This window comes from Burkholderia sp. BCC0506 (assembly GCF_902833145.1).
Lineage (GTDB): Bacteria > Pseudomonadota > Gammaproteobacteria > Burkholderiales > Burkholderiaceae > Burkholderia.
Map to the genome: position 1 here is coordinate 55,519 of NZ_CADFEN010000002.1, position 21,165 is coordinate 76,683.

A 21,165-nucleotide genomic window follows, 5' to 3' on the forward strand; every position below is an offset into this window, starting at 1 on the left:
CGTGTGCTCCGTCGGAACGTGCCGGCGTGCTACGGACGGGACATCGACCAGCCCGTCGCGGCAGGCGGCGTGGCGCGCGTCGCGGCCGCCGGCGCCGCCGCGTGCGCGATCGGGTTCGCGTCCGGCAGCGTGACGTTGCGCTCGGTGCCGGCGTCGAACAGATGCAGGGCTTCTTCGTCGAAGCGCAACGCTACCACGGCGCCCGGCGCCGGGGCCATCGGGGCCGGCACGAGGGCCGCGCACGGCTGGCCGCGCCAGTCCAGCGTGACGAGGGCCTCGGCGCCGAGCAGCTCGACGAGCTCGACCGTGCCGGTCAGCGCGAGCGTGCCGGGGGTCGGATCGCCTTCGGCGACGAGCCGCAGGTGGTTCGGCCGGATCGCGGCCTTCACCGGCTGGCCGTCCTGCAGGCGCGCGAAGCGCGGCGACGCGAGCGGCCAGCGCGTGCCGTTGCAGTCGAGCAGCACGTTCGCGCCGACGCGCGCGATCGTGCCGTCCGCGAAGTTCATCGCCGGCGTGCCGACGAACCCGGCCGCGAAGACCGTGTGCGGCTGGCCGTACAGCTCGGCCGGCGTGCCGATCTGCTCGATGCGGCCGCCGCGCATCAGCACGACGCGGTCGGCGAGCGTCATCGCCTCGAGCTGGTCGTGCGTCACGTACAGCGTCGTCGTCTTCAGCCGCCGGTGCAGCCGCTTGATGTCGCCGCGCAGCTGCGTGCGCAGCTTCGCGTCGAGGTTCGACAGCGGCTCGTCGAACAGGAACACGGCGGGCGTCTTGATCATCGCGCGCGCGATCGCCGCGCGCTGCTGCTGGCCGCCGGACATCGCACGCGGGCGACGGTCGAGCAGCGCGTCGAGGCTCAGGATGCGCGCCACGTCGCGCACGCGGCGGTCGATCTCGTCGGCCGGCACCTTCAGCCGCCGCAGGCCGAACGCGATGTTGTCGTACACCGTCATGTGCGGGTACAGCGCATAGTTCTGGAACACCATCGCGACGTTGCGCTCGCGCGACGGCAGATCGTTGACGACCGCATCGCCGATCACGAGCTCGCCGCCGGTGATCGCCTCGAGACCGGCGATCATCCGCAGCATCGTCGACTTGCCGCAGCCGGACGGGCCGAGCAGCACGATGAATTCGCCGTCGGCGATCTCGAGGTCGAGCGGATGCAGCACGGCGGGGCCGCCGTCGTAGTGCTTCGACAATGCGTGGCAGAGGATTCGGGCCATGGTTTAGGGCGTGTTCACGCTAATAACGGGTTTGCGCTGGCCCCCAGAAGGGCCGAGTGCGAGGATTGCGACGAAGCGAATACTCGACGTATTCGCGAGGAGCATGACGCGGCGATCGGCCCTTCTGGGGGCCAGCCCCGCGAATGAATTTTTCCAAACAGGGGAACGTGCCTTTCCGCCCACATTGCGGCGTCGTGCGTCGCTTGTTTGGCACGGCCAAACGGCGCTCCTTACTCCTTGCACTGCGGGCGGAAAGGCACGTTCGCAAACCCGTTATTAGCGTGAACACGCCCTAATCCATTTCGATCTGAATCTTGACGTCGCGCGGCTGCCCGCTCGCCGCTTCCTCGAACGCGCGCACGCCTTCGGAAAACGGGAACGTGCGCGAGATGAACGGCTTCACGTCGATCGCGCCGGACGCGATCAGCGCGAGCGCGCGCGGGAAGATGTTCGCGTAGCGGAATACCGATTCGATGCGGCCTTCCTTCGCCTGCAGCGCGACCACGTCGAGCGGCACCGGCGCGACCGGCATCCCGATCAGCACCGCGCAGCCGCCGGGGCACATCAGGTCGACGAGGCCCGCATATGCGTTCGCACTGCCGCTCGCCTCGAACACGACGTCCGCGCCCCAGCCGCCGGACGCTTCGGCCACCGCGTCGGCCAGCGGCCGGCTGCGCACGTCGACGGTCGTGACGGCCGGGTTGCCTGCGAACAGCGCGAGCTTCTCCGGCACGACGTCGGCGAGGATCACGCGCGCGGCGCCGCCGGCCAGCGCGGCGAGCGCCGTCATCGCGCCGATCGTGCCGGCGCCGATCACGACCGCGAGGTCGCCCGGCTTCATCGCCGCCTTCTTCGCGGCCTGCAGGCCGATCGACAGCGGCTCGACGATCGCGCCTTCGGCGAATGACACGTTGTCGGGCAGCCGGTACGTGAACGCCGCCGGATGCACGACGAACGGCGTCAGGCAGCCGTGGATGGGCGGCGTCGCCCAGAAGCGCACGTCGGGATCCAGGTTGTAGAGCCCGCGCAGCGTCGCGGCCGAATCGAGGCGCGGCACGCCGGGCTCCATGCAGACGCGGTCGCCGACGCGCAGGTGCGTGACGCCGCTGCCGATCTCGACGACCGTGCCGGACGCCTCGTGGCCGAGCACCATCGGCGCGTCGACGCGGAACGGGCCGATGCCGCCGTGAACGTAGTAATGCACGTCGCTGCCGCAGATGCCGACCGTATGCACCTTGATCCGGACGTCGCCGGGGCCGACCTCTTGCGGCAGATCGATGTCGCGCAGCGCGAGCTCGCGCGTGCGTTCGAGTACGAGTGCTTTCAACGTGTTCTCCTCATGTTCCCTTGACGATCGAATTGAGCAGCCGGCTCAGCATGCCGACGAAGACGAGCGGCGGCAGCGCGAGCAGCACCGTCGACGCGTTGATCACGCCCCACGGCACTTCCTGGCCGAGCGACGTGAACGCGGAGGCGACCACCGGCAGCGTCGCGCTGCGCGACGACGTGAGCGCGAGCGCGATCATCAGCTCGTTCCACACCAGCACGAAGCTGAACACGATGCCGCCGAGCAGCGTGCTCGCGCACACCGGCAGCGCGATGTGCCAGAACACCGCGTACGGGCCGTAGCCGTCGAGCGCGGCGGCTTCCTCGATCTCGCGCGGCAGCCGGCGGAACACGGGAATCGACAGCCACGTGATGGTCGACAGCGTGACGAGCAGGTAGGTGACGATCATCGACAGCTTCGTGTCGTACAGCCCGAGATCGACCCAGATCGCGATCAGCGGCAGCGCGACCGCGACGGGCGGCAGGAAGCGCAGCGACAGCAGGAAGAACTGGATGTCGCGCTTGCCGCGCACCGGGTAGCGCGCGATCGCATACGCGGCCGGCACGCCGAGCACCGCGCCGATCAGCACGGCCGCGCCGACGATCGCGATGCTGTTGCCGAGCCCGATCAGCACCTCGGGGCTCGACAGCACCTGTTCGTAGTTCGCGAGCGTCGGCGTGAAGAAGAAGCGCGGCGTCGGCGTGACGATGTCGAGCAGGTGCTTGAGCGAATTGAGCACGGCCCAGAACAGCGGGAATGCGGCGACGAGCAGGATCGCGCCGGCGATCGCGACGGTGGAAACGGCGGCGGCGGGGCCGCGGCGGGCCATCAGTCGTCCCATTTGTCGACCCTCTTCCAGATGAGCGTGAAGACGAGCGTGGTCGCGACCATCATCAGCACGGCCATGCCCGACGCATACGACACCTTGCCGGCGAGGCCGATGCCCTGCTGGTACGCGTAGAGATCGAGCGTCTCGGTCGCGATGCCGGGGCCGCCCTTGGTCATCACGTAGATCAGGTCGAACGAGCGCAGCGACTCGACCATCTTGATGAACACGAGGCTCACGAGCGGCGCCTTCAGCATCGGCAGCGCGATGTATGCATGCACCTGCCACGTCGTCGCGTAGTCGAGCCGCGCGGCTTCGAGCGGCTCCGGCGGCAGCGTCTCCAGCAGCTTCAGGATCACGACCGCGAAGAACAGCCCCCACTGCCACACGTCGACGAGCGCGACCGCGTAAAGCGCGAGATGCGGATCGGCGAGGAACGCGGTGTGCTCGACGCCGAGCGTGCCGAGCAGCCAGCTCAGGATTCCGGTGAGCGGCGCGTACATGAACTTCCAGATGAACGCGGCCGACACGCGCGGCAGCAGCACCGGCATGATCAGCACCAGCGACGCGACGCGGCGCCAGCGGCCGTGCACGCGCTCGAACAGGAACACCGCGAGCGCGATCCCGACGAGCACCGCGCCCGCGACCGTGACGACTTCCCACAGCACCGATACCTCGATCGCGTTCAGGAAGCGCCGGTCCGACGCGAGCCGCACGAAGTTGCGCAGGCCGACGTATTCGCTGTCGGGGTAGCGCAGCACGCGGTTGCGCAGCGCGAGGTTGATCGCGGCGATCGTCGGGACGAGGCTCAGGACCGCGAGCAGCGCGAGCGTCGGCGCGAGGAACACCCACGGCAGGCTCGTGCGGTCGCGGCGCGCGCGAGTGCGCCGGGCCGACGTTGCGGAAGGGGCCGGGCGGACGCCGAGCGCGCGTCCGCCCGCGCCGTCATTTGCGAGCGCCATGTTCGAGCGCGTCCTTCGCGTACTGGTCCGCGTCGTCGAGCGTGCCGCGGATATCCGTCTGCGTGCCGGTGAACACCTGTTCGAGCGCGATGCCGAGGTTGTCGCCGATATCGGGCCACTGCGGCGTGCGCCAGATCGTCACCTGCGTGACGGGGTTGGTGTCGTTCAGCCCGGCCTGGATCTGCGGCGCGACGTGCTGCTTGAAGTACGGGCTGCCGATCGTGCTCGAGCGGTTGTAGTCGCTGAACACGCCGTTGCGCAGCCGCGCCTGCTCTTGATCCTTGCTGGTCGCCCACGCGATGAAGCGGCCGGCGGCCATCCGCGTGCAGTCGTCCTTCGCGCCGACCGCGGAGATCGCGAAGCCGTGGCCGTACGCGGCCGACGGCAGCGGCGCGGGCGGCCGCGTGTAGCCGACCTTGCCGGCCACGCTGGACTTGCTCGCGTCTTCCATCCAGTCCGCGAACGGCGTCGATTCGATCATGAACGCGACCTTGCCCGAGCGGAACGCTTCTAGCGCGTTGCTCCAGTCGTAGGTCGGCGAGCCGGGCGGCGCGTACTTGAACAGGTCGCTGTAGAGCTGCGTGGCCTTCGCGGCGGCCGGCGAGTTGAACGCGGGCTGGCCGCCCTTGTCGGTCCACGTGCCGCCCATGCCGAGCATGAAGGGCGACCAGCGCCACACGTTCATCCCCGAGCCGCGCTGGCCGCGCGCGACCCAGCCGTACAGCTTCGGCGGCGCGTTGAGTTGCTTGATCGCGGCGACGAGCTGGTCGAGGGTCTTCGGCACCGGGATGTGCGCGGCGTCGAGCAGGTCGCGGCGGTAGAACAGGAAGTCGCCGCCGCCGATCAGCGGCGCGAAGTACGCGACGCCGTTGTAGCTCGCGACCGCGCGGCGGCCGGGCAGGAAGTCGTCGTAGTCGTATTCCTTCGGGTAGTACTTGAGGAGCGGCACGATCCAGTTGGCCGACGCGAATTCGGCGACGTTCGCCTCGTCGACGTAGTAGATCTGGTAGGAACCCGCGCCGGTCGACGCGTCGAGCCGCGATTTCGCGCGGCGGTCGTTCTCGCCGAAATAGCTGATCTCGACCTTCGTGCCGCTCTTCTTCTCGTAGTCGGCCAGCGACTTCTCCATCACCGACAGGCCGAGGCTCTTCTGCGCGAGCACGCGCAGGGTCGGCACCTTGCAGGTTTGCGCGGCCGCGACGCCCGGCAGACAGGCGCCGAGCAGCAGGCCGGCTGCGACGATTCGCATCTTGTTCACCCGTGTCTCCTTGATTCTGCTTGTTCGAATGCCGCCGATGACGGCAGGAACAATGGTGTGACGCGGGCGACGCGATCACCACATCAAAAGGATTCCTTAGCCGATACTTTTTGCTCACGGTGGGTCGTGCGATGCACAAAATGTGGTGGTCGATCCGTCGGGCGGCAGCGCCTCCCTGTCTTGCCGCGCCGCGCATCTGGGAGAATGCGGCTGCGGCCGTGCGATTCACGGCCGGCGTGCCGGCCGTCGCCGACACGACGCGCGATCCGACAGGTGGGAAATTGACCGACGACGACGAACTTTCACTTCGCCCGGAGAGCCGCTTCTGGCAGCTCGCACCGGTGAAATGGTGGATCCGCGGGCATGGCCGCGACGGCTATTCGTTCCGCCTGCTGCTGTGCCCGCTCGCGATCGTGTGCGTGCTCGAATTCGTCTGCATGATGGCCGACGCGCTGTACACGAGCATCGCGGTCAGCGCGGTCGCGACGCTGTTCCTCGGCATTGCCGGGTTCCACGGCGCGCAGCGCGAATGGCTGATGACGGCGGCGCCCGCCCGCGCGCTCGTGAAGGCCCGCATGAAGAAGGCGGCCGAGCGGCTCGCGTCGCTCGGCGTCGGCGCGACCGTGCTCGCGATCTTCGTCGCCGCGACGTCGCTGTCGCTCGTGATGGCGGGGCGGCCGGTGCTGGACAGCGTGTCGAAGGACGCTGTGTCGATCTTCATCGCGCTGGTGTTCCTGCCCGTGTACGTGTCCGGCGCGGTACGCAAGCTGGCGATCGCGCGGATCGAGGAGCTGGAGGCGTTGCGTCAGGCGACCGTCGGCACGCGGCTGACATTCGACCGCGCCGGCGCGGTGCGCGCGGTGGTCGTGCAGGGCGCGGCGGGGACGGGGACGGTGTCCGTGATGGAGTACACGGTGCTCGGGTTCAGCCCGCCGCTCGAACAGGTCGGGCGCGAACCGCGCGCATGAGGGCGTAACGGCGGCGCGTTACGCCGGGAAGCGTTCGCTGTCGGCGGCCGGCGCGAGATCGTCGGGCCACTGCACCTCGAACCGCGTGCCGCCCGCGCCGGTCGGCACGCACAGCGCTTCGCCGCGATGCGCATGCGCGATCGCCGCGACGACCGCGAGCCCGAGGCCGGTGCCGCCGGGTTGCGACTCGTCGACGCGCCGGAACGCCTGGAACACGTGCGGCGCGAACTCGGCCGGGATGCCGGGGCCGTCGTCCTCGACGCGCAGCCGGCACATGCCGTCTTCGATGCACGTCTGGATCCGGATCGTGCCGGGCACCGCGTGGCGGCGTGCGTTCTCCAGCAGCGCGAGCAACGCCTGACGGATACGGACCGGATCGCAACGCATGCGTCGCGGGTCGAGATCGAGCACGGGATGCTGGCCGGCGGCCTGCAGCGCGTGCGCGAACACGTCGACCACCGCGCGCACCTCGGCGGCGAGGTCGGTGTCGCGGATCTCGATGCTCAGGTGCCCGCTGTCGGCGAGGCTGACCACGCGCAGATCCTCGATCAGCCGCGTCAGCCCTTCGACCTGCGCGAGCAGGCTGCGGTACAGCGCCTCGCTCGGCGTGAACACGCCTTCGGCGAGCCCCTGCAGCCGGCCGCGCAGCACGGTCACGGGGGTGCGCAGCTCGTGCGCGATCGCCGCGTTCCAGAACGTCTGCTCGTCGGTCACGCGCTGCAGTTCGCTCGCGAGCGCGTTGAAATTGTCGGCGAGCAGCGCCGCTTCCTTCAACGAACGGTCGCCGGCGACCGCGCGTGCGCCGAGATCGCCGCGCGCGACGCGGCGGATGCTGTCCGTCACCGAATTGAGCGGCACGAGGATGCGGCGCGACAGGTTGATCGCGACGACGACCGCGATCAACAGGCCGACCAGCGTGGTCGAGGTGATCCAAACCCACTCCGGCCCGCTCGGGACCCAGCTCACCGCCTGGAAGGATTGCGGCGAGTACTGGTACAGCAGGTAGTAGAACACATAGGCCGTCACGACGATCAGCACCGTGATACCGAAGGCGATCGCGCCCATCGTCAGCGCGATCTGGCGGCTCAGGCCATCGAGTCTCACTCGCCGCTCCACAGTTTGTAGCCGACGCCGCGCACGCTTGCCGGCATGCCGGTGACGCCGAGGTCGTCGAGTTTCTTGCGCAGCTTGCTCACGTGGCTGTCGACCGTGCGCTCCAGCGCATCGCCTTCCGGCAGGCAGGTGGCCATCAGCTCGGCGCGGCTGAACACGCGGCGCGGCGCGCGGGCGAGCTGCGCGAGCAGCTTGAATTCGGTGAGCGTCAACGCGAGCGTGTGGCGCGCGCCGTCGACTTCGACCGTCGCTTCGTGATGCTCGAGATCGATCTCGAACGGCGCGGCGCGCAGCACGCGCTGCTCTTCGTGGCGCGAGCCGGCCATCGACCGGCGCAGCACGGCCTGGGCCCGCGCGACGACTTCGGCGGGGTTGAACGGCTTGACCACGTAGTCGTCGGCGCCGATGCGCAGCCCGGTCAGCTTGTCGATGTCCTGGTCGAGCGCGGTCAGCATGATGACCGGCGTGTCGCCGCGATGGCGAATCTCGGCGAGCACCTTCCAGCCGTCGACGTGCGGCATCTGCACGTCGAGCAGCACGAGGTCGGGCTTCAGCGACAGGTGGAGTTCGAGCGCGCGGCGGCCGTCGGCGGCGTGCACGGTGCGCAGGCCGTTGCGCGCGAAATAGGCGATCAGGATCTCGGCGATCTCGGGTTCGTCCTCGGCGATGAGGACGAGCGCTTGCGCGCCTTGGCCGGCGCCGGGCGATGAAGAAAATTCGGGCATGGCCACTCGTTCAGATCCATCGGGGTTCCATCGAATCGCCATACTACCGTAGTGCCCGCGCGACCGAACGGAGGCGGGCGAGGCCGCGCCGGTCGCCAACGCGCAGGCAGTCTTTCCGCGACCTTTCGGAAGTGCGGCCATGCGCCGTCCGACAGGGGAATACCCTGTCTTTTTTTTTCGAACTTGTTTTATGTATCATGACCTATCTTTTGCAACATGTACTAATTAAGGGCGCCGGAAAATCCTTATCGGTAGAAGGCAATACGGCGCGTGTACAGGCAGGAATGCGAACCGGATGCCCGTGCCTCGTCCGAGGCAGGCGGGCCGGCGGCAGGTGAAGCGGAGCGGGATCGCATCCCGTCGTCAGATTCCGCGCGAGCGCAGGCAGCACGCCGTCGGGGCATGCCGCCGTTCGCGCCAATTTCAGGCGTCATTCATAGATCATGTCCAGGAAGTCATCCATCAGCGGGGCGGCCGACCTGCAGCGCAGGCAGTGGCTGAAGGTGGCCGGCGCATCGGTCGCGGCGGGCGGTCTCGCACTCGGCGGCACGCGGGCGAAGGCCGATGCGGCACCGGCCGCCGGCCATGAAGGCGACGTACTCGACGTCGCGATCGTCGGCGCCGGGCTGGCCGGCCTGACGGCCGCGCGCGACCTGCGCCACGCGGGCTGCGAATCCTTCGTCGTGCTCGAGGCGCGCGACCGCGTGGGCGGCCGCACGCTGAACTACGACGTGGGCGGCGGCTTCGTGACCGAAGTCGGCGGACAGTGGATCGGCCCGGGTCAGACGGCGGTCGCCGATCTCGCCCGCGAACTGGACGTCGGCACGTTCCCGAGCTACTACGCGGGCAAGACGGTGATTCTCGGCGGCGACGGGCGTGCGGAGATCGACCTGGAGGGCACGTTCGGCACCGACGAGGCCGTCGCGGCGAAGCTGAGCAGGTTGTCGCGCGACGTGCCGTCGGGGGCGCCGTGGACGTCGCCGAAGGCCGGCGAACTCGACCGGTTGTCGGTGGGCGACTGGCTCGCGACGCAGGGCATCAAGGCGGAGGACCGGATGGGCTGGAACGCGTCGATCTCGCTGTCGGGCGGCGTCGCGCCCGCGAAGATGGGGTTGCTGCACTTCCTGTCGATGATCAACTCCGCCGATTGCGATTACGCACAGCTCGACTCGATCAAGCACAGCGCGCAGGAAACCCGCTTCGTCGGCGGCTCGCAGCTCCTGAGCATCCGGATGGCGCAGCAACTGGGCGACAAGGTGCGGCTGTCGTCGCCGGTGCGGCGGATCGTCGGCTGGGATCGCGACGTCGTCACGTTGCAGACCGATCGCGGCACGGTACGCGCGAAAAAGGTCGTGATGGCGCTGCATCCGGCGCTGTGCCACCAGATGCAGTTCGACCCGCCGTTGCCGGAAAAGCGCCACGCGCTGCAACGCGCATGGCCGGCCCATTCGCCGGCGCGCAAGACGGCGATGGTCTACCGCCGCCCGTTCTGGCGCGACAAGGGCTTGAACGGCCACATCTTCCAGACCGACGGGCCGGTGTTCTGGGCCTACGACAATTCGCCGCCGGGCGGCGAGATCGGCGTGATCAACGCGTTCGTCCGGAATGCGCTGGTGCCGTCGGATCCGCAGGCCGCGAAGCAGATGCATATCGATCTCTATGCGCAGGCGTGGGGCGACGAAGCGCGCGCGCCGGTGTCGTATCACGATCGCGACTGGGGGCTCGCCGACCCGTGGACGATCACGTGCGTGTCGGCGATTCCACCCGGGTTCTGGAGCGCGCACGGCGACGCGCTGCGCGCGCCGTGCGGCAACCTGATCTGGTCGGGCACCGAGACCGCGACCATCTGGGCCGGCTACATGGACGGCGCCGTGCGAGCCGGACACCAAAGCGCGCTTCAGGCGCTCAATGCGCTGCGTCATGCTTAGGATCACGAAGATGAAGAAACGGATTGTACTGATCACGGCATTGGTCGCGATCGGCGCGTTACTGGCGCTCTACGGCCCGACGCTGCTCGGCTTCTACCGTCTGCAGCGCCATATCGATACGGCCGCGCAAGCCGACGACGCCGACGGCGGGCCGTGGCCGCGCGTGACCGACGCGTGCATGGGCTGCCATGGCGTGAAGGGCACGTCGCTCAGTCAGGCGTATCCGAGCCTGGCCGGCCAGCCGGCGCAATACGTGGCCGCGCAGCTTCACGCGTTTGCGAGCGGGCAACGCGCGAACCCGACGATGGGACCGCTCGCGATGACGATGAGCGAAGCCGAGATCACGCGTCTGGCCGGCTATTACGCGAAGCAAGCGCCGCTGGACAACCGCTATTTCAAGCCGGATGCACGACTGCGCACGAAAGGCGAGCAACTGGTGACGGGCGGCGCGTGCGCGGCCTGCCACGGCGCACGGTTGACGGGCCAGGCGCAGTTTCCGCGTCTGGCCGGGCAGGGCTACGACTACCTGCTCGCGCAGCTCGACGCGTTCGCGTCGGGTTCGCGCAGCGAAGCGACCGGCACGATGCAGCGCGTCGCGCAAGCGATGTCGGCGGACGATCGGGCGGCGGTGGCGACCTATCTGGCGAGCCTCGGCCCCGCCAGGCAGTGAATCAACGGCAGCAATCGACCTTGGGAGTTCGACTCATGGATTACAGATCACTTGTCCTTTGCCTTTCCAGCGCGACGCTGGCGGCGACGACCGGCATCTACGGCTTCAAGTTCGTCCGAAAACGCAATTTCCTGCTCGGCTTCGAATGGTGGATCGTGACGGTCTCCGCGTCCAACGCCGTGATCTTCTTCGCGACCGAATCGCCGGTGTCGTACTTCATCTCTCACTTTCTCGACGCGTTTTCGCGCGGGTTCGGGATGCCGGTGATCGCGGTCGCGGGCCTGATGGCCGTCACGCACGGCTACCGGCCGTCGATGCGGCAGGACGTGACGCTGTTCGTGCTCGCGACGCTCGGGACGATCGCGCTCGTGGCCGGCGCGTTGCAGCACGCGTTGCCGTACTTCTACGTGGCGATGTGGACGCTGATGTCGATCTATCTCGCCGGTTTCGTGTGGCGGCTCGTGCGTGCCGGCCACGCGCTCCATGCGCTGACGACGACGCTGGGCCTCGTCGCTGCGCAGGCGATCGCATGCATCTACGATTTCTACAAGATCCCCGGCGAGGAAACCAACGTCGTGTTCAATTTCTACGTGCTGGCGCTGCTGACCTGGTCGTACCTGACCGTCACGCTCTATTACGCTTATTGCGCGCTGGAGCGGGAGAAGGGGCGCGGTCGGGCCGATGCCGGCGTGTTGTCGTATCCGAAATGAGTAGCGCTACTGATGAAAAAATGAAGGACCGAGCCGGTTGCCGGCCCGGCCGCGGCGATCGCGGAGCACGTGGATGGACCGCGTTCGCCTGACCCGCGCCGAGCGGCGCGATGCGACGCGCGAACGCCTGATCGACGCCGCCCGCGCGATCTTCGCGGAGAACGGATACGCGGCCGCGAGCGTGGAAGACATTGCTGCTGCGGCAGGGCATACGCGTGGTGCGTTCTACTCGAACTTCCGCGGCAAGGCCGACGTGCTGTTCGAGTTGCTGCGACGCGATCAGGACGAGGCTGCCGCGGCATTGCAGCGGATCGTCGGTTCGCATGACCCGGCCGACGATGCGCAGCGCGCGCTGCTCGCGTACTGGCGAAGGGGCACGACGCAGCCGGCCTCGCAGCTGATGTGGCTCGACGCGCAGCTCCAGGCGGCGCGCGATCCGCTATTCCGTGCGCGGTTCGGTGCGTTGCTGCGCGACCGGCAGGCGCTCGCGATTGCGTGCATCGACGCGTATGCGGCGCGGGCCGGCGTATCGCCGTCGCTGCCCACGCCGGTGCTGGCGCTCGGCCTGACCGCGCTGTGCGACGGCATGCAGTCGCACAGCGCGGCCGATGCAGGCAGTACCGCCGGCCCGCTGGCCGATGCGGTGCTGGTCGGCTTCCTCGCGCATACGGTGTGCGACCGCGTGCGCGAATGAAGGTGCGCAGCAGCGGCGGCCGTGCGTTGTCGTGCGCTTGTATCAGGGCTGAAAGCCGATTGTCATGACGGGGCGGCGGCGTGCGGCGACGCACGTTCGATCATGCAGACGAAACAGGGAATACCCCGTCTTTTTCTTTTCTTTATTTTTGTCATGATGACCTAACATTGTCACTATGTTCTACTCAAGGCGTCGGCAGTGATCGATCGCGGCCGGCAGGGTTGGGACGAATAAGGAGATCTACGATGGATGCACTCATGCGCAAGGCTTTCTTCGAGGACGGTGCGGTTCTCGTCGAAGGCGTACTCGATGCGGCGCAACTCGCGCAATGCCGCGCGGTGTACGACTGGGGGATGGAGAACCCGGGCCCGATGGCGACGACGCTGCTCGACGGCACCGAATACCAGTCGCACAACGACAACGCGAACCCGTATGCGAAGACGCGGCTCGACGAACTGGTCGCCACGCTGCCGTTCGGCAAGCTGTTCGCCGACCTGTGGGGTTCGAAGCACGTGTGGTATTTCGCGGAAGAACTGTTCATGAAGGCCGGCGGCAAGAGCGCACGCTCGCCGTGGCATCAGGACACGTCGTACCTGCCGTGGCAGGGGATGCATTTCGGCAACGCGTGGATCAGCTTCGAACACGTGCCGAAGCGCAACGCGCTCGAGATCGTGCGCGGCTCGCATCGCGGCGTGCGGCACGACGGCACGACGTTCCAGAACGCCGAGGATCCGACCGACCCGCTGCATGGCGGCGACGTGTGGCCGCGCCTGCCGGACATCGAGGCCGAGCGCCGCGTGGCGCCCGATGCGTACGACATCCTGTCGTGGGAAACGAAGCCGGGCGATGTGCTGCTGCTCCATCCGGGCGTGCTGCATGGCGGCGGCGCGGTCGATGCCGACTTCCCCGATCGCCACACGCTCGTGCTGCGCTTTTTCGGCGACGACGCGGTGTTCAGCCCGTTGCCCGACGAAAGCCGCTCGGGATTCACGCCGGCCGGCGTGCTGTTCGTCGAGGAGCTGGCCGGGCTGAAGGCCGGCGATCCGTTCCGCGCGCCGTGTTTCCGTCAACTCGTCTGAACCGGGAGAACGCATCATGACAGCAACCCCGAAGCGGCAATCGATCGTGCCGGCTGCCTTCCAGCCGTGGTACGACGCATATCACTTCTCGCCGGCCACACGTGTCGGCGACACGATCTGGGTATCGGGCCAGGTTGGCCTCGATGCACGGATGCAGCCGGCCGACGGCGTGCAGGCGCAGGCGCGGATCGCGTTCGAGTGCCTGAAGGCGATCCTCGAGGAAGCCGGCGCGAGTCTCGCCGACGTCGTCGAGCTGACGACTTTCCACACGGATCTGCAGCGCGAGACCGAAGACTTCGCGGCGGTCAAGGACGTGTATTTCCCGAACCGTTACCCGTCGTGGACGGCGGTCGGCGTCACGCAACTGGCGCTGCCGGGATTGTGCGTCGAGATTCGTGCGGTGGCGGTGGCCGGGTCCGGCAAGGACTGATCGGAGGCACGACGGTTTTCGCCGGATCTGCGTTTCATATGCATCGCAGTACTGACGAAAAAACGAGAACAGGGATCGATCGGCAGGCGGCCGGGCGGAACCCCGGCCGGCCCGGATCAGGGAGCGATCGTCGTCGTCGGCTGACGACGACGATCGCAGCAAATGCGTCTCGTCCCGGGCGGGCGAGCGAAGGCGGAGCACGAAGGAGAACCATGATGAAGAAGCATCGTTTCTGGACCACGTCCGCGATCGCGGCCGCTGCATGTGTCGCGATCGGCACCGCCGTCGCGGCGGACGACCTGACGCCGGCCGGCGCCGAGCGCTCGGCGAGCAAGGACGGCGCGGTGCCGGCCTATGCGGGCAAGCAATCGCCCGACGCCGGCTGGGAGTGGGGCAAGGTGCGCGGCGATTTCTGGAAGCATCGCAACGAGAAGCCGCTCTACTCGATCGACGCGGCGAACGTCGACAAGTACGCGGACAAGCTGTCGCCCGGCCAGGTCGCGCTGATCAAGCAGAAGAAGGGCTACCGGATGGACGTCTACCCGTCCCATCGCGAGTGCCAGTTGCCGGATGCCGCCGAGCAGAACTCGAGGGCGAACCTCACCGCGGCGAAGCTGGATGCGAGCGGCGAGAACCTCGCATCGGCCGCGTTGCCGGGCGTCCCGTTCCCGCAACCGAAGAGCGGCATCGAAGCGATCCTGAACTACGAGATGCGCTATCGCGGCGAAGGCGTCGAATGGGCGCAGGTCGCCACGAGCATTTCGCCGCGCCCCGGCAGCAGCGAATGGATCGACGCGGTCGGTCCGCAGACGTTCTACTTCCCGTCGGCCAAGCTCGGCAAGACGTCGCCGCAGGAGGTCGACCAGTTGAGCGCCGCCGTCTACTTCCAGATGAACTCGCCGGCCGCACTGGCCGGGCAGGCCTTCGTCCAGCGGCAGTACTTCAACAAGGATTCGGAAACCTACTACTACTTCCCGGGCCAGCGCCGCGTGCGACGCATGCCGGCCTATACGCACGACGCGCCGTTGATCGGCTTCGAGAACCAGTATCTGATCGACGAAGGCAACATGATCAACGGTTCGCTCGACCGTTTCAACTGGAAGCTGGTCGGCAAGAAGGAAATGCTCGTCCCGTACAACGCGTTCGGCATGTACCGGTTCAAGAGCAAGCTGCACGACGTCGCGACGCCCGACGGCCTCGCCGCCGCGAACCGTCGCTACGAGGCGCATCGCGTGTGGGTCGTCGAAGCGACGCTGAAGCCGAGCGCGCGGCACGTCGCGTCGAAGAAGGTGTTCTATCTCGACGAAGACAGCTGGCTCGCGCTCGTCGGCGAAGACTACGACGCGCAGGGCAAGTTGTGGAAGGTGCGGGAAAGCTACCCGATTCCGGTATGGGAGCTCGGCGGTACCTGCGACAACGAACCGCTCGCGCAGTACGACATGATCAACGGCCGCTATGTGTTCGATGCGTCGTCGATCGGCCAGGGCAAGGACATTCGCTGGTTCGGTCAGGCCGACGATCCGCGCTTCAAGCAGGATTTCTACACGGCGGAATCGCTGCGCTCGGTCAGCGAACGGTGACGATCGCCGGCTGACGGGTACAAGGACCGGCGCACGCAACGATCGCGCGCCGGCGTCGAACAGGGGCGGAGGTGGATCATGGAACCGGCAAGATTGTTCAGGAATGCTACCGTATCGGTGGCGATGGCGGGCGCCGCGACGTCGAGCGCGTATGCATACGACTTCACGGTGGGCGGCGGCGCGGTGCAGGGTTCGTGGGTGACGAACCTGACGGCGGGCGCCGGCATCCGGACCAAAAACCCGAGCTGCTCGCTCACCGGCGACCCGAACGCCTTCGGCTGCGGCGCGGGCGCGAACACCAACCAGTGGGGCTACGCGGACAACGGCGACCTGAACTATCGCAAGGGGCAGCCGTTCAGCACCTACGTCAGCGCGACCAGCGAGCTGTTGCTGAAGATGCCGGCCGAAGGGCTGAAGTTCATGGTGCGCGGCACCGGCATGTACGACTTCATGGCCAAGAACACGAACCGCACGCCGTTGTCGAGCACGGCGGCCGCGCAGGTCGTCTACAACGCGCAACTGCTCGACCTGTGGGCGCAGAAGGATTTCACGATCGGCGGGCGCAACGCGCACGTGCGGCTCGGCAACCAGGTGATCAACTGGGGCGAGAGCATGTTCGCGCAGAGCGGCATCAACGCGACGAACTCGATCGACGCGCAGAAGCTGCTGATCCCCGGCTCGCAGCTCAAGCAGGCGCTGCTGCCCGCGCCGATGGCGAGCTTCGCGGCCGACCTGTCGCACGGGTTCAGTACCGAGGCGTATTACCAGTTCCAGTGGAACGGCAACCGCTATCCGCCGGTCGGCTCGTACTGGTCGGTGTCGAACGGCTTCGGCCGCGGCGCCGAGCCGTTCACGATCAACACGAACAACCTGAACGTGACCGGCCCGAGCGCGGGCACGATCGCCAACGCGATCGGCGGATCGGGCGCGGCCGGCAACCAGGACACGCTCAACGCGATCAAGAACGGGCTCGTGAACGGGAGCTATGCCGGGCCGCCGTTCAACGACATCGGGCTGCCGTCCGTCACCAACCTGCCGGCGAAATACCGGCCGCAGTTCGGCGTGAAGTTCAACTATTCGCCGCGTGCGTTCGACGCGAACTTCGCGTTCTACTACCTGAACTACACCGACAAGTCGCCGGTGCTCGCGTCGCTCGCGAACGGCACCGAGCAATGGTCGTATCTCGGCCGACGCCAGCTGTTCGGGGTCAGCGCGAACTTCGGCATCGGCCCGTGGGCGATCGGCACCGAACTGTCGTACCGGCCGCGCGATGCGGTCGCGCTGTCGAGCTGCTACGGCGCGGGCGGCCCGCTCGACCTGAACACGAACGGCGTGGCCGGCATCGACTGCCAGCAATGGGTCGACAAGAAGAAGTTCCAGTACGACATCAACGGGCTGCTCGCGCTCACGCGCAGCGAGTACCCGTTCCTGAAGCTGCTCGGCGCCGATTCGGCCGCGCTGACGTGGGAACTGACGTGGATCTACTACCCGGGGCTGAGCTCGAGCGGCGTCACGCGCACGGTCGGCGGGCAGACCGTCACGCAGGTGCCGCAGACCGGCTACCTGCCGTGGTTGAACAACGGCTCGGCGGCCGGCTATCCGATCGGGATGGGCCAGGGCACGTCGAGCTCGGTGGGCGGGACGATCGACTTCAACTGGACCTATGACGGCACGCTGATTCCCGGCTGGCAGGTCACGCCGGGTGTGACGTTCAGCACCGGCCTGTACGGCTACACGCCGACCTTCACCGCGAACTACATGCAGGGTGCGAAGTCGCTGAACGTCTACGTGCTGTTCAACCAGAACCCGCCGAACTGGCAGGCCGGCATCAACTTCACCGCGTTCTGGGGCGGCCACAACACGGTGGGCCAGCCTTATGCGGACCGCAATTTCGTCGGCTTGTTCGTCACGCGGAATTTCTGACGGCGGCGGGCGGCAAGTGGCAGGTGGCAGGTGGCGTATGCCACCGGAATACATGAAGGGGTAACGTCGTGCTCAATCGTCTGGTCAGTCGCCTGGAAAGGCTTTTCTTCGGTCACCGCGCGATCGTGCTCGCGGCGATCGCGTTGTTCACCGTCGCGATGGCCGTGTTCGCCGTGCAACTGCGCATGGATGCCGGCTTCGAAAAGCAGATGCCGATCGGGCACGAGTACATCCGCACGTTCCAGCAATACCGGAACGACCTGCTGGGCGCGAACCGGATCACGGTCGTCGTGCGCGCGAAGCACGGATCGATCTGGTCGAAGGAAGGGCTGACGCGGCTGTACGACGTCACGCAGGCCGTCACGTACCTGCCGAACGTCGACCGGATCGGCGTGCGCTCGTTGTGGACGCCGAACGCGTTCGTCAACGAAGTGACCGAGGAAGGGTTTCGCGCCGAGCCGATCATTCCCGGCACGATCACGCCCGACCAGTTGACGCCGGAACGCGTGCAGCGCATTCGCCGTGCGACGACGCTCGGCGGCTACGTCGGCACGCTCGTGTCGCACGGCGAGGACAGCGCGATGATCACGGCCGAGCTGAACGAGCGCGACAGCGCCGGCAAGGTGCTCGACTACGTGGCGTTCAATCACCTGCTCGAAGACAAGATCCGCAAGCCGTTCGAGGACGACGGCTACGAGATCCAGATCATCGGCTTCGCCAAGCAGATCGGCGATATCGCGGACGGCGCGACGGCCGTGCTCGGCTTCTGCGCGGTCGCACTGCTGCTGACGACGCTCGCCGTGTACTGGTACTGCCATTCGGTGCGCTTCACGGTGCTGCTGGTCGCATGCTCGCTGACGTCGCTCGTATGGCAGTTCGGCACCCTGAAGCTGCTCGGCTTCGGCCTCGATCCGCTCGCGGTGCTCGTGCCGTTCCTGGTGTTCGCGATCGGCGTGTCGCATGGCGTGCAGCAGGTGAACTTCATCGTCCGCGAGATCGCGCACGGGCAGAGTTCGTTCGATGCGGCGCGTCACAGCTTCAGCGGCTTGCTGATCCCCGGCGTGCTCGCGCTGATTACCGCGTTCGTGTCGTTCATCACGCTGCTGCTGATCCCGATCCCGATGGTGCGCGAGCTGGCGATCACCGCCTCGCTCGGCGTCGCGTACAAGATCGTGACGAACCTGATTCTGCTGCCCGTCGCGGCATCGTGCTTCGACTTCACGAAAACCTATGCGGACGACTCGCTGAAGCGCGCGCAGCAGCGTGCGAAGCCGCTTCGCGTACTCGCCCGCGTGGCGGAACCGAAGTATGCAGGCCTCACCGTCGCGCTGACGGTGGCGATCTTCGCACTCGCCGCATGGCAAAGCCGCGACCGCGTGATCGGCACGCTGCAGCCGGGCGCGCCGGAGCTGCGCGCGGACGCGCGCTTCAATCGCGACGCGACGTCGATCGCCGGCAACTACGACATGGGCCTCGACTGGCTGACGGTCGCGATCGAATCGACGGGCAAGGCGTGCAACAACCCGGCGGTCGGGCTGTACGAGGACGACTTTTCGGCCGCGATGAAGACCGAGCCGGGCGTCGTGTCGGTGCAGTCGTACTCGGCGATGCTGCGCGCGTACAACCAGGGCTACAACGAGGACTTCCCGAAGATGAACGTCGTGCCGATCGACCCCGAGAACTACGGCGCGGTGTCGGTGGACGTGTCGCGCGTGAAGGGCTTCATGAGCCGAGACTGCGGGATGACGGCGGTGCACCTGTTCCTGACCGACCACAAGGCGACGACGATCAACCGCATCCTCGACGACGTGAAGCAATACCGCGCGTCGCATCCGTTCCCCGGCATCACGGTGCGCCTGGCCGCGGGCAACGCGGGCGTGCTCGCCGCGACGAACGACGAAGTCGAGAAGAGCGAGCTGCCGATGATGCTCTACGTGTATGCGGCGATCCTGATCCTCGTGTTCGTCGCGTATCGGGACTGGCGCGCGATGCTCGCCTGTTGCGTGCCGCTGTCGGTCGCGACCTTCATCGGCTACGGGTTCATGAAGGAACTGCAGATCGGGCTGACGGTGGCGACGTTGCCGGTGATGGTGCTGGCGGTGGGTATCGGCGTCGATTACGCGTTCTACATCTACAACCGGCTGCAGGTACACCTCGCCGGCGGGCAGGACATCGTGAAGGCCGTGCAGCACGCGATGCTCGAAGTGGGCGTGGCCACGATCTTCACCGCGATCACGCTGGCGATCGGCGTCGCGACGTGGAGCTTCTCCGCGCTCAAGTTTCAGGCCGACATGGGCAAGCTGCTCGCGTTCATGTTCATCGTGAACCTGGTGATGGCGATGACGGCGTTGCCCGCGCTGGCCTCGGTACTGGAGCGCTGGTTCCCGCGCCGCAAGCCGGCTCGCGCGCCGGGCCTGTTCAGCCACTGAAGCCGACGAACGTTCCGACGGAGATCCAGTCATGGTCAAGACCTTCGCTGTGTGCGGCGCACTTTGCCTCTTGGCCGGCGCCTACACACGCTTTCATGAAACGGTCGCGCAGCAGTCCGCGCCGGCCCACGCGTTCGCGACCGACGTGAAACGCGTCAGTGTGCGCCACGCCACGGGCGACGAACCGGCCGTGGCCCCGCCGTCGAACGACGGCGACGCCGGACGCGGGGCGGCAGCCGCGCAGGGCGCCGACAAGCCGCCCGTCGTCGCGCTCGGCGTCGCGCACGCCGGCTGGTCGGTGCTGTTCAGCCACTGATGCCCGCGCATACCACTACGGAGGTTTTTCCATGATCAAGACGCTCGTTGCCTGTACCGCGCTGTGCGCCGCCGCGGCGGCCTTCGCGCAACCGCAGGACGGCACGGTGGCCGCCTGGGCCGCGAAGCCCGCGCATGCATGGGCCGAGCCGGCGCACCGGATGCTGATGGACGCGGCGCGCGCCGGATCGCGGATCGTCGCGGTCGGCGAGCACGGCATCGTGCTGCTGTCCGACGACGACGGCAAGACGTGGCGGCAGGCGCGACGCGTGCCGGTAGCGGCGACGCTGTCGGCCGTCTCGTTCGCGGATGCGAAGCACGGCTGGGCCGTCGGCCAGTGGGGCGCGATTCTCGCGACCGACGACGGCGGCGACACGTGGGTCACGCAGCGGCTCGATACGTCGGTCGACCAGCCGCTGTTTTCGGTGCTGTTCACGAACGCGCGGGACGGCATTGCCGTCGGCCTGTGGTCGCTGATGCTGCAGACGCACGACGGCGGCAAGACCTGGACGCGCACGACGCTGCCGAAGCCGCCGGGCGGCGGCAAGGCCGACCGCAATCTCTATCACGTGTTCGCCGACGCCACGCAGGCGCGCTACATCGTCTCGGAACAGGGGATGGTGCTCAAGTCGGCCGACGGCGGCGCGAACTGGACCTATCTGCCGACGGGCGGCAAGGGCACGTTGTGGTCGGGCGTCGCGATGCCGGACGGCCGGATCGTGGTCGGCGGGCTGCTCGGCAGCCTGTTCGAGAGCCGCGACGGCGGCACGACATGGGCCGCACTGCACACCGGGACGCGCAGCTCGATCACCGATCTCGTCGCGAGCGGCGGCGGGCTGACCGGCGTCGGGCTGGACGGCCTCGTGTTGACGCAGCGCGTGGCCGGCGGCCCGTTCGACATCGTGCAGCGCGCGGATCGCGCGACGCTCACCGCCGCGCTGATCGACGCGCGTGGCAAGCCGGTGCTGTTTTCGCAGGACGGCGTGCTGGCCGCGCCGTGAGTTG

At 67.7% G+C, this 21,165-nt stretch carries 19 protein-coding genes; 12 read left to right on the top strand and 7 right to left on the bottom strand.

Annotation, left to right across the window (positions count from 1 at the left end):
* Window positions 1-29 precede the first annotated feature (29 nt).
* The 5 genes from ugpC to HWX62_RS04365 all read right to left on the bottom strand — a co-directional run bounded on the left by ugpC (window position 30) and on the right by HWX62_RS04365 (window position 5,596).
* On the bottom strand, window positions 30-1,223 hold the full coding sequence (gene ugpC, locus HWX62_RS04345) for a sn-glycerol-3-phosphate ABC transporter ATP-binding protein UgpC (RefSeq protein WP_175930380.1): 1,194 nt from the start codon (window positions 1,221-1,223) through the stop codon (window positions 30-32).
* A gap of 292 nt (window positions 1,224-1,515) precedes the next feature.
* The gene (locus tag HWX62_RS04350; protein WP_175930379.1) at window positions 1,516-2,550 is read right to left on the bottom strand and encodes an NAD(P)-dependent alcohol dehydrogenase; all 1,035 of its coding nucleotides are present in this window, start codon (window positions 2,548-2,550) and stop codon (window positions 1,516-1,518) included.
* A gap of 10 nt (window positions 2,551-2,560) precedes the next feature.
* Window positions 2,561-3,391: a carbohydrate ABC transporter permease gene (locus tag HWX62_RS04355; protein WP_175930378.1), complete on the bottom strand. Its 831-nt coding sequence runs from the start codon at window positions 3,389-3,391 to the stop codon at window positions 2,561-2,563.
* A complete protein-coding gene (locus HWX62_RS04360) occupies window positions 3,379-4,338 on the bottom strand; it encodes a sugar ABC transporter permease (protein WP_244135960.1) in 960 nt (319 codons plus the stop codon). The genes HWX62_RS04355 and HWX62_RS04360 overlap by 13 nt, the downstream gene beginning before the upstream one ends.
* The gene (locus HWX62_RS04365) at window positions 4,322-5,596 is read right to left on the bottom strand and encodes a sugar ABC transporter substrate-binding protein (RefSeq protein WP_175930377.1); all 1,275 of its coding nucleotides are present in this window, start codon (window positions 5,594-5,596) and stop codon (window positions 4,322-4,324) included. Before HWX62_RS04365 ends, HWX62_RS04360 begins: the two co-directional genes overlap by 17 nt.
* A gap of 281 nt (window positions 5,597-5,877) precedes the next feature.
* Between HWX62_RS04365 and HWX62_RS04370 the strand changes: the two genes are divergently transcribed.
* A complete protein-coding gene (locus HWX62_RS04370) occupies window positions 5,878-6,564 on the top strand; it encodes a hypothetical protein (protein ID WP_175930440.1) in 687 nt (228 codons plus the stop codon).
* Window positions 6,565-6,582: 18 nt separating this feature from the next.
* Here HWX62_RS04370 and HWX62_RS04375 read toward each other — a convergent pair whose 3' ends face one another.
* Complete coding sequence (locus tag HWX62_RS04375; RefSeq protein ID WP_175930376.1) at window positions 6,583-7,668, bottom strand: ATP-binding protein; 1,086 nt, start codon at window positions 7,666-7,668, stop codon at window positions 6,583-6,585.
* Window positions 7,665-8,402, bottom strand: coding sequence for a response regulator (locus HWX62_RS04380; protein ID WP_175930375.1), 738 nt, complete (start codon window positions 8,400-8,402; stop codon window positions 7,665-7,667). Before HWX62_RS04380 ends, HWX62_RS04375 begins: the two co-directional genes overlap by 4 nt.
* A 443-nt stretch (window positions 8,403-8,845) precedes the next feature.
* Here HWX62_RS04380 and HWX62_RS04385 point away from each other — a divergent pair, with 443 nt between their 5' ends.
* The 11 genes from HWX62_RS04385 (at window position 8,846) to HWX62_RS04435 (ending at window position 21,161) form a co-directional block, all read left to right on the top strand.
* Window positions 8,846-10,330 carry an FAD-dependent oxidoreductase gene (locus HWX62_RS04385; RefSeq protein WP_175930374.1) on the top strand — a complete coding sequence of 495 codons (1,485 nt, stop codon included), beginning with the start codon at window positions 8,846-8,848 and terminating at the stop codon, window positions 10,328-10,330.
* A gap of 10 nt (window positions 10,331-10,340) precedes the next feature.
* Window positions 10,341-11,000, top strand: coding sequence for a c-type cytochrome (locus HWX62_RS04390; protein WP_175930373.1), 660 nt, complete (start codon window positions 10,341-10,343; stop codon window positions 10,998-11,000).
* 35 nt (window positions 11,001-11,035) lie between these two features.
* Window positions 11,036-11,710 (top strand): hypothetical protein, encoded by a 675-nt coding sequence (locus HWX62_RS04395; RefSeq protein ID WP_175930372.1) that lies wholly within the window; start codon window positions 11,036-11,038, stop codon window positions 11,708-11,710.
* 73 nt (window positions 11,711-11,783) lie between these two features.
* Window positions 11,784-12,404, top strand: coding sequence for a TetR/AcrR family transcriptional regulator (locus tag HWX62_RS04400; protein ID WP_175930371.1), 621 nt, complete (start codon window positions 11,784-11,786; stop codon window positions 12,402-12,404).
* Between the two features lie 245 nt (window positions 12,405-12,649).
* Complete coding sequence (locus tag HWX62_RS04405; protein WP_175930370.1) at window positions 12,650-13,483, top strand: phytanoyl-CoA dioxygenase family protein; 834 nt, start codon at window positions 12,650-12,652, stop codon at window positions 13,481-13,483.
* A gap of 16 nt (window positions 13,484-13,499) precedes the next feature.
* On the top strand, window positions 13,500-13,913 hold the full coding sequence (locus tag HWX62_RS04410; protein WP_175930369.1) for a RidA family protein: 414 nt from the start codon (window positions 13,500-13,502) through the stop codon (window positions 13,911-13,913).
* A 212-nt stretch (window positions 13,914-14,125) separates the two neighbouring features.
* A complete protein-coding gene (locus tag HWX62_RS04415) occupies window positions 14,126-15,493 on the top strand; it encodes a DUF1329 domain-containing protein (protein WP_175930368.1) in 1,368 nt (455 codons plus the stop codon).
* Between the two features lie 78 nt (window positions 15,494-15,571).
* Window positions 15,572-17,416: a DUF1302 domain-containing protein gene (locus HWX62_RS04420; protein ID WP_175930367.1), complete on the top strand. Its 1,845-nt coding sequence runs from the start codon at window positions 15,572-15,574 to the stop codon at window positions 17,414-17,416.
* 68 nt (window positions 17,417-17,484) lie between these two features.
* Window positions 17,485-19,845 (top strand): efflux RND transporter permease subunit, encoded by a 2,361-nt coding sequence (locus HWX62_RS04425; RefSeq protein ID WP_175930366.1) that lies wholly within the window; start codon window positions 17,485-17,487, stop codon window positions 19,843-19,845.
* Window positions 19,846-19,876: 31 nt separating this feature from the next.
* Window positions 19,877-20,161 carry a hypothetical protein gene (locus HWX62_RS04430; protein WP_175930365.1) on the top strand — a complete coding sequence of 95 codons (285 nt, stop codon included), beginning with the start codon at window positions 19,877-19,879 and terminating at the stop codon, window positions 20,159-20,161.
* Window positions 20,162-20,192: 31 nt separating this feature from the next.
* The gene (locus HWX62_RS04435; RefSeq protein ID WP_175930364.1) at window positions 20,193-21,161 is read left to right on the top strand and encodes a YCF48-related protein; all 969 of its coding nucleotides are present in this window, start codon (window positions 20,193-20,195) and stop codon (window positions 21,159-21,161) included.
* The last annotated feature ends 4 nt before the right edge of the window (window positions 21,162-21,165 follow it).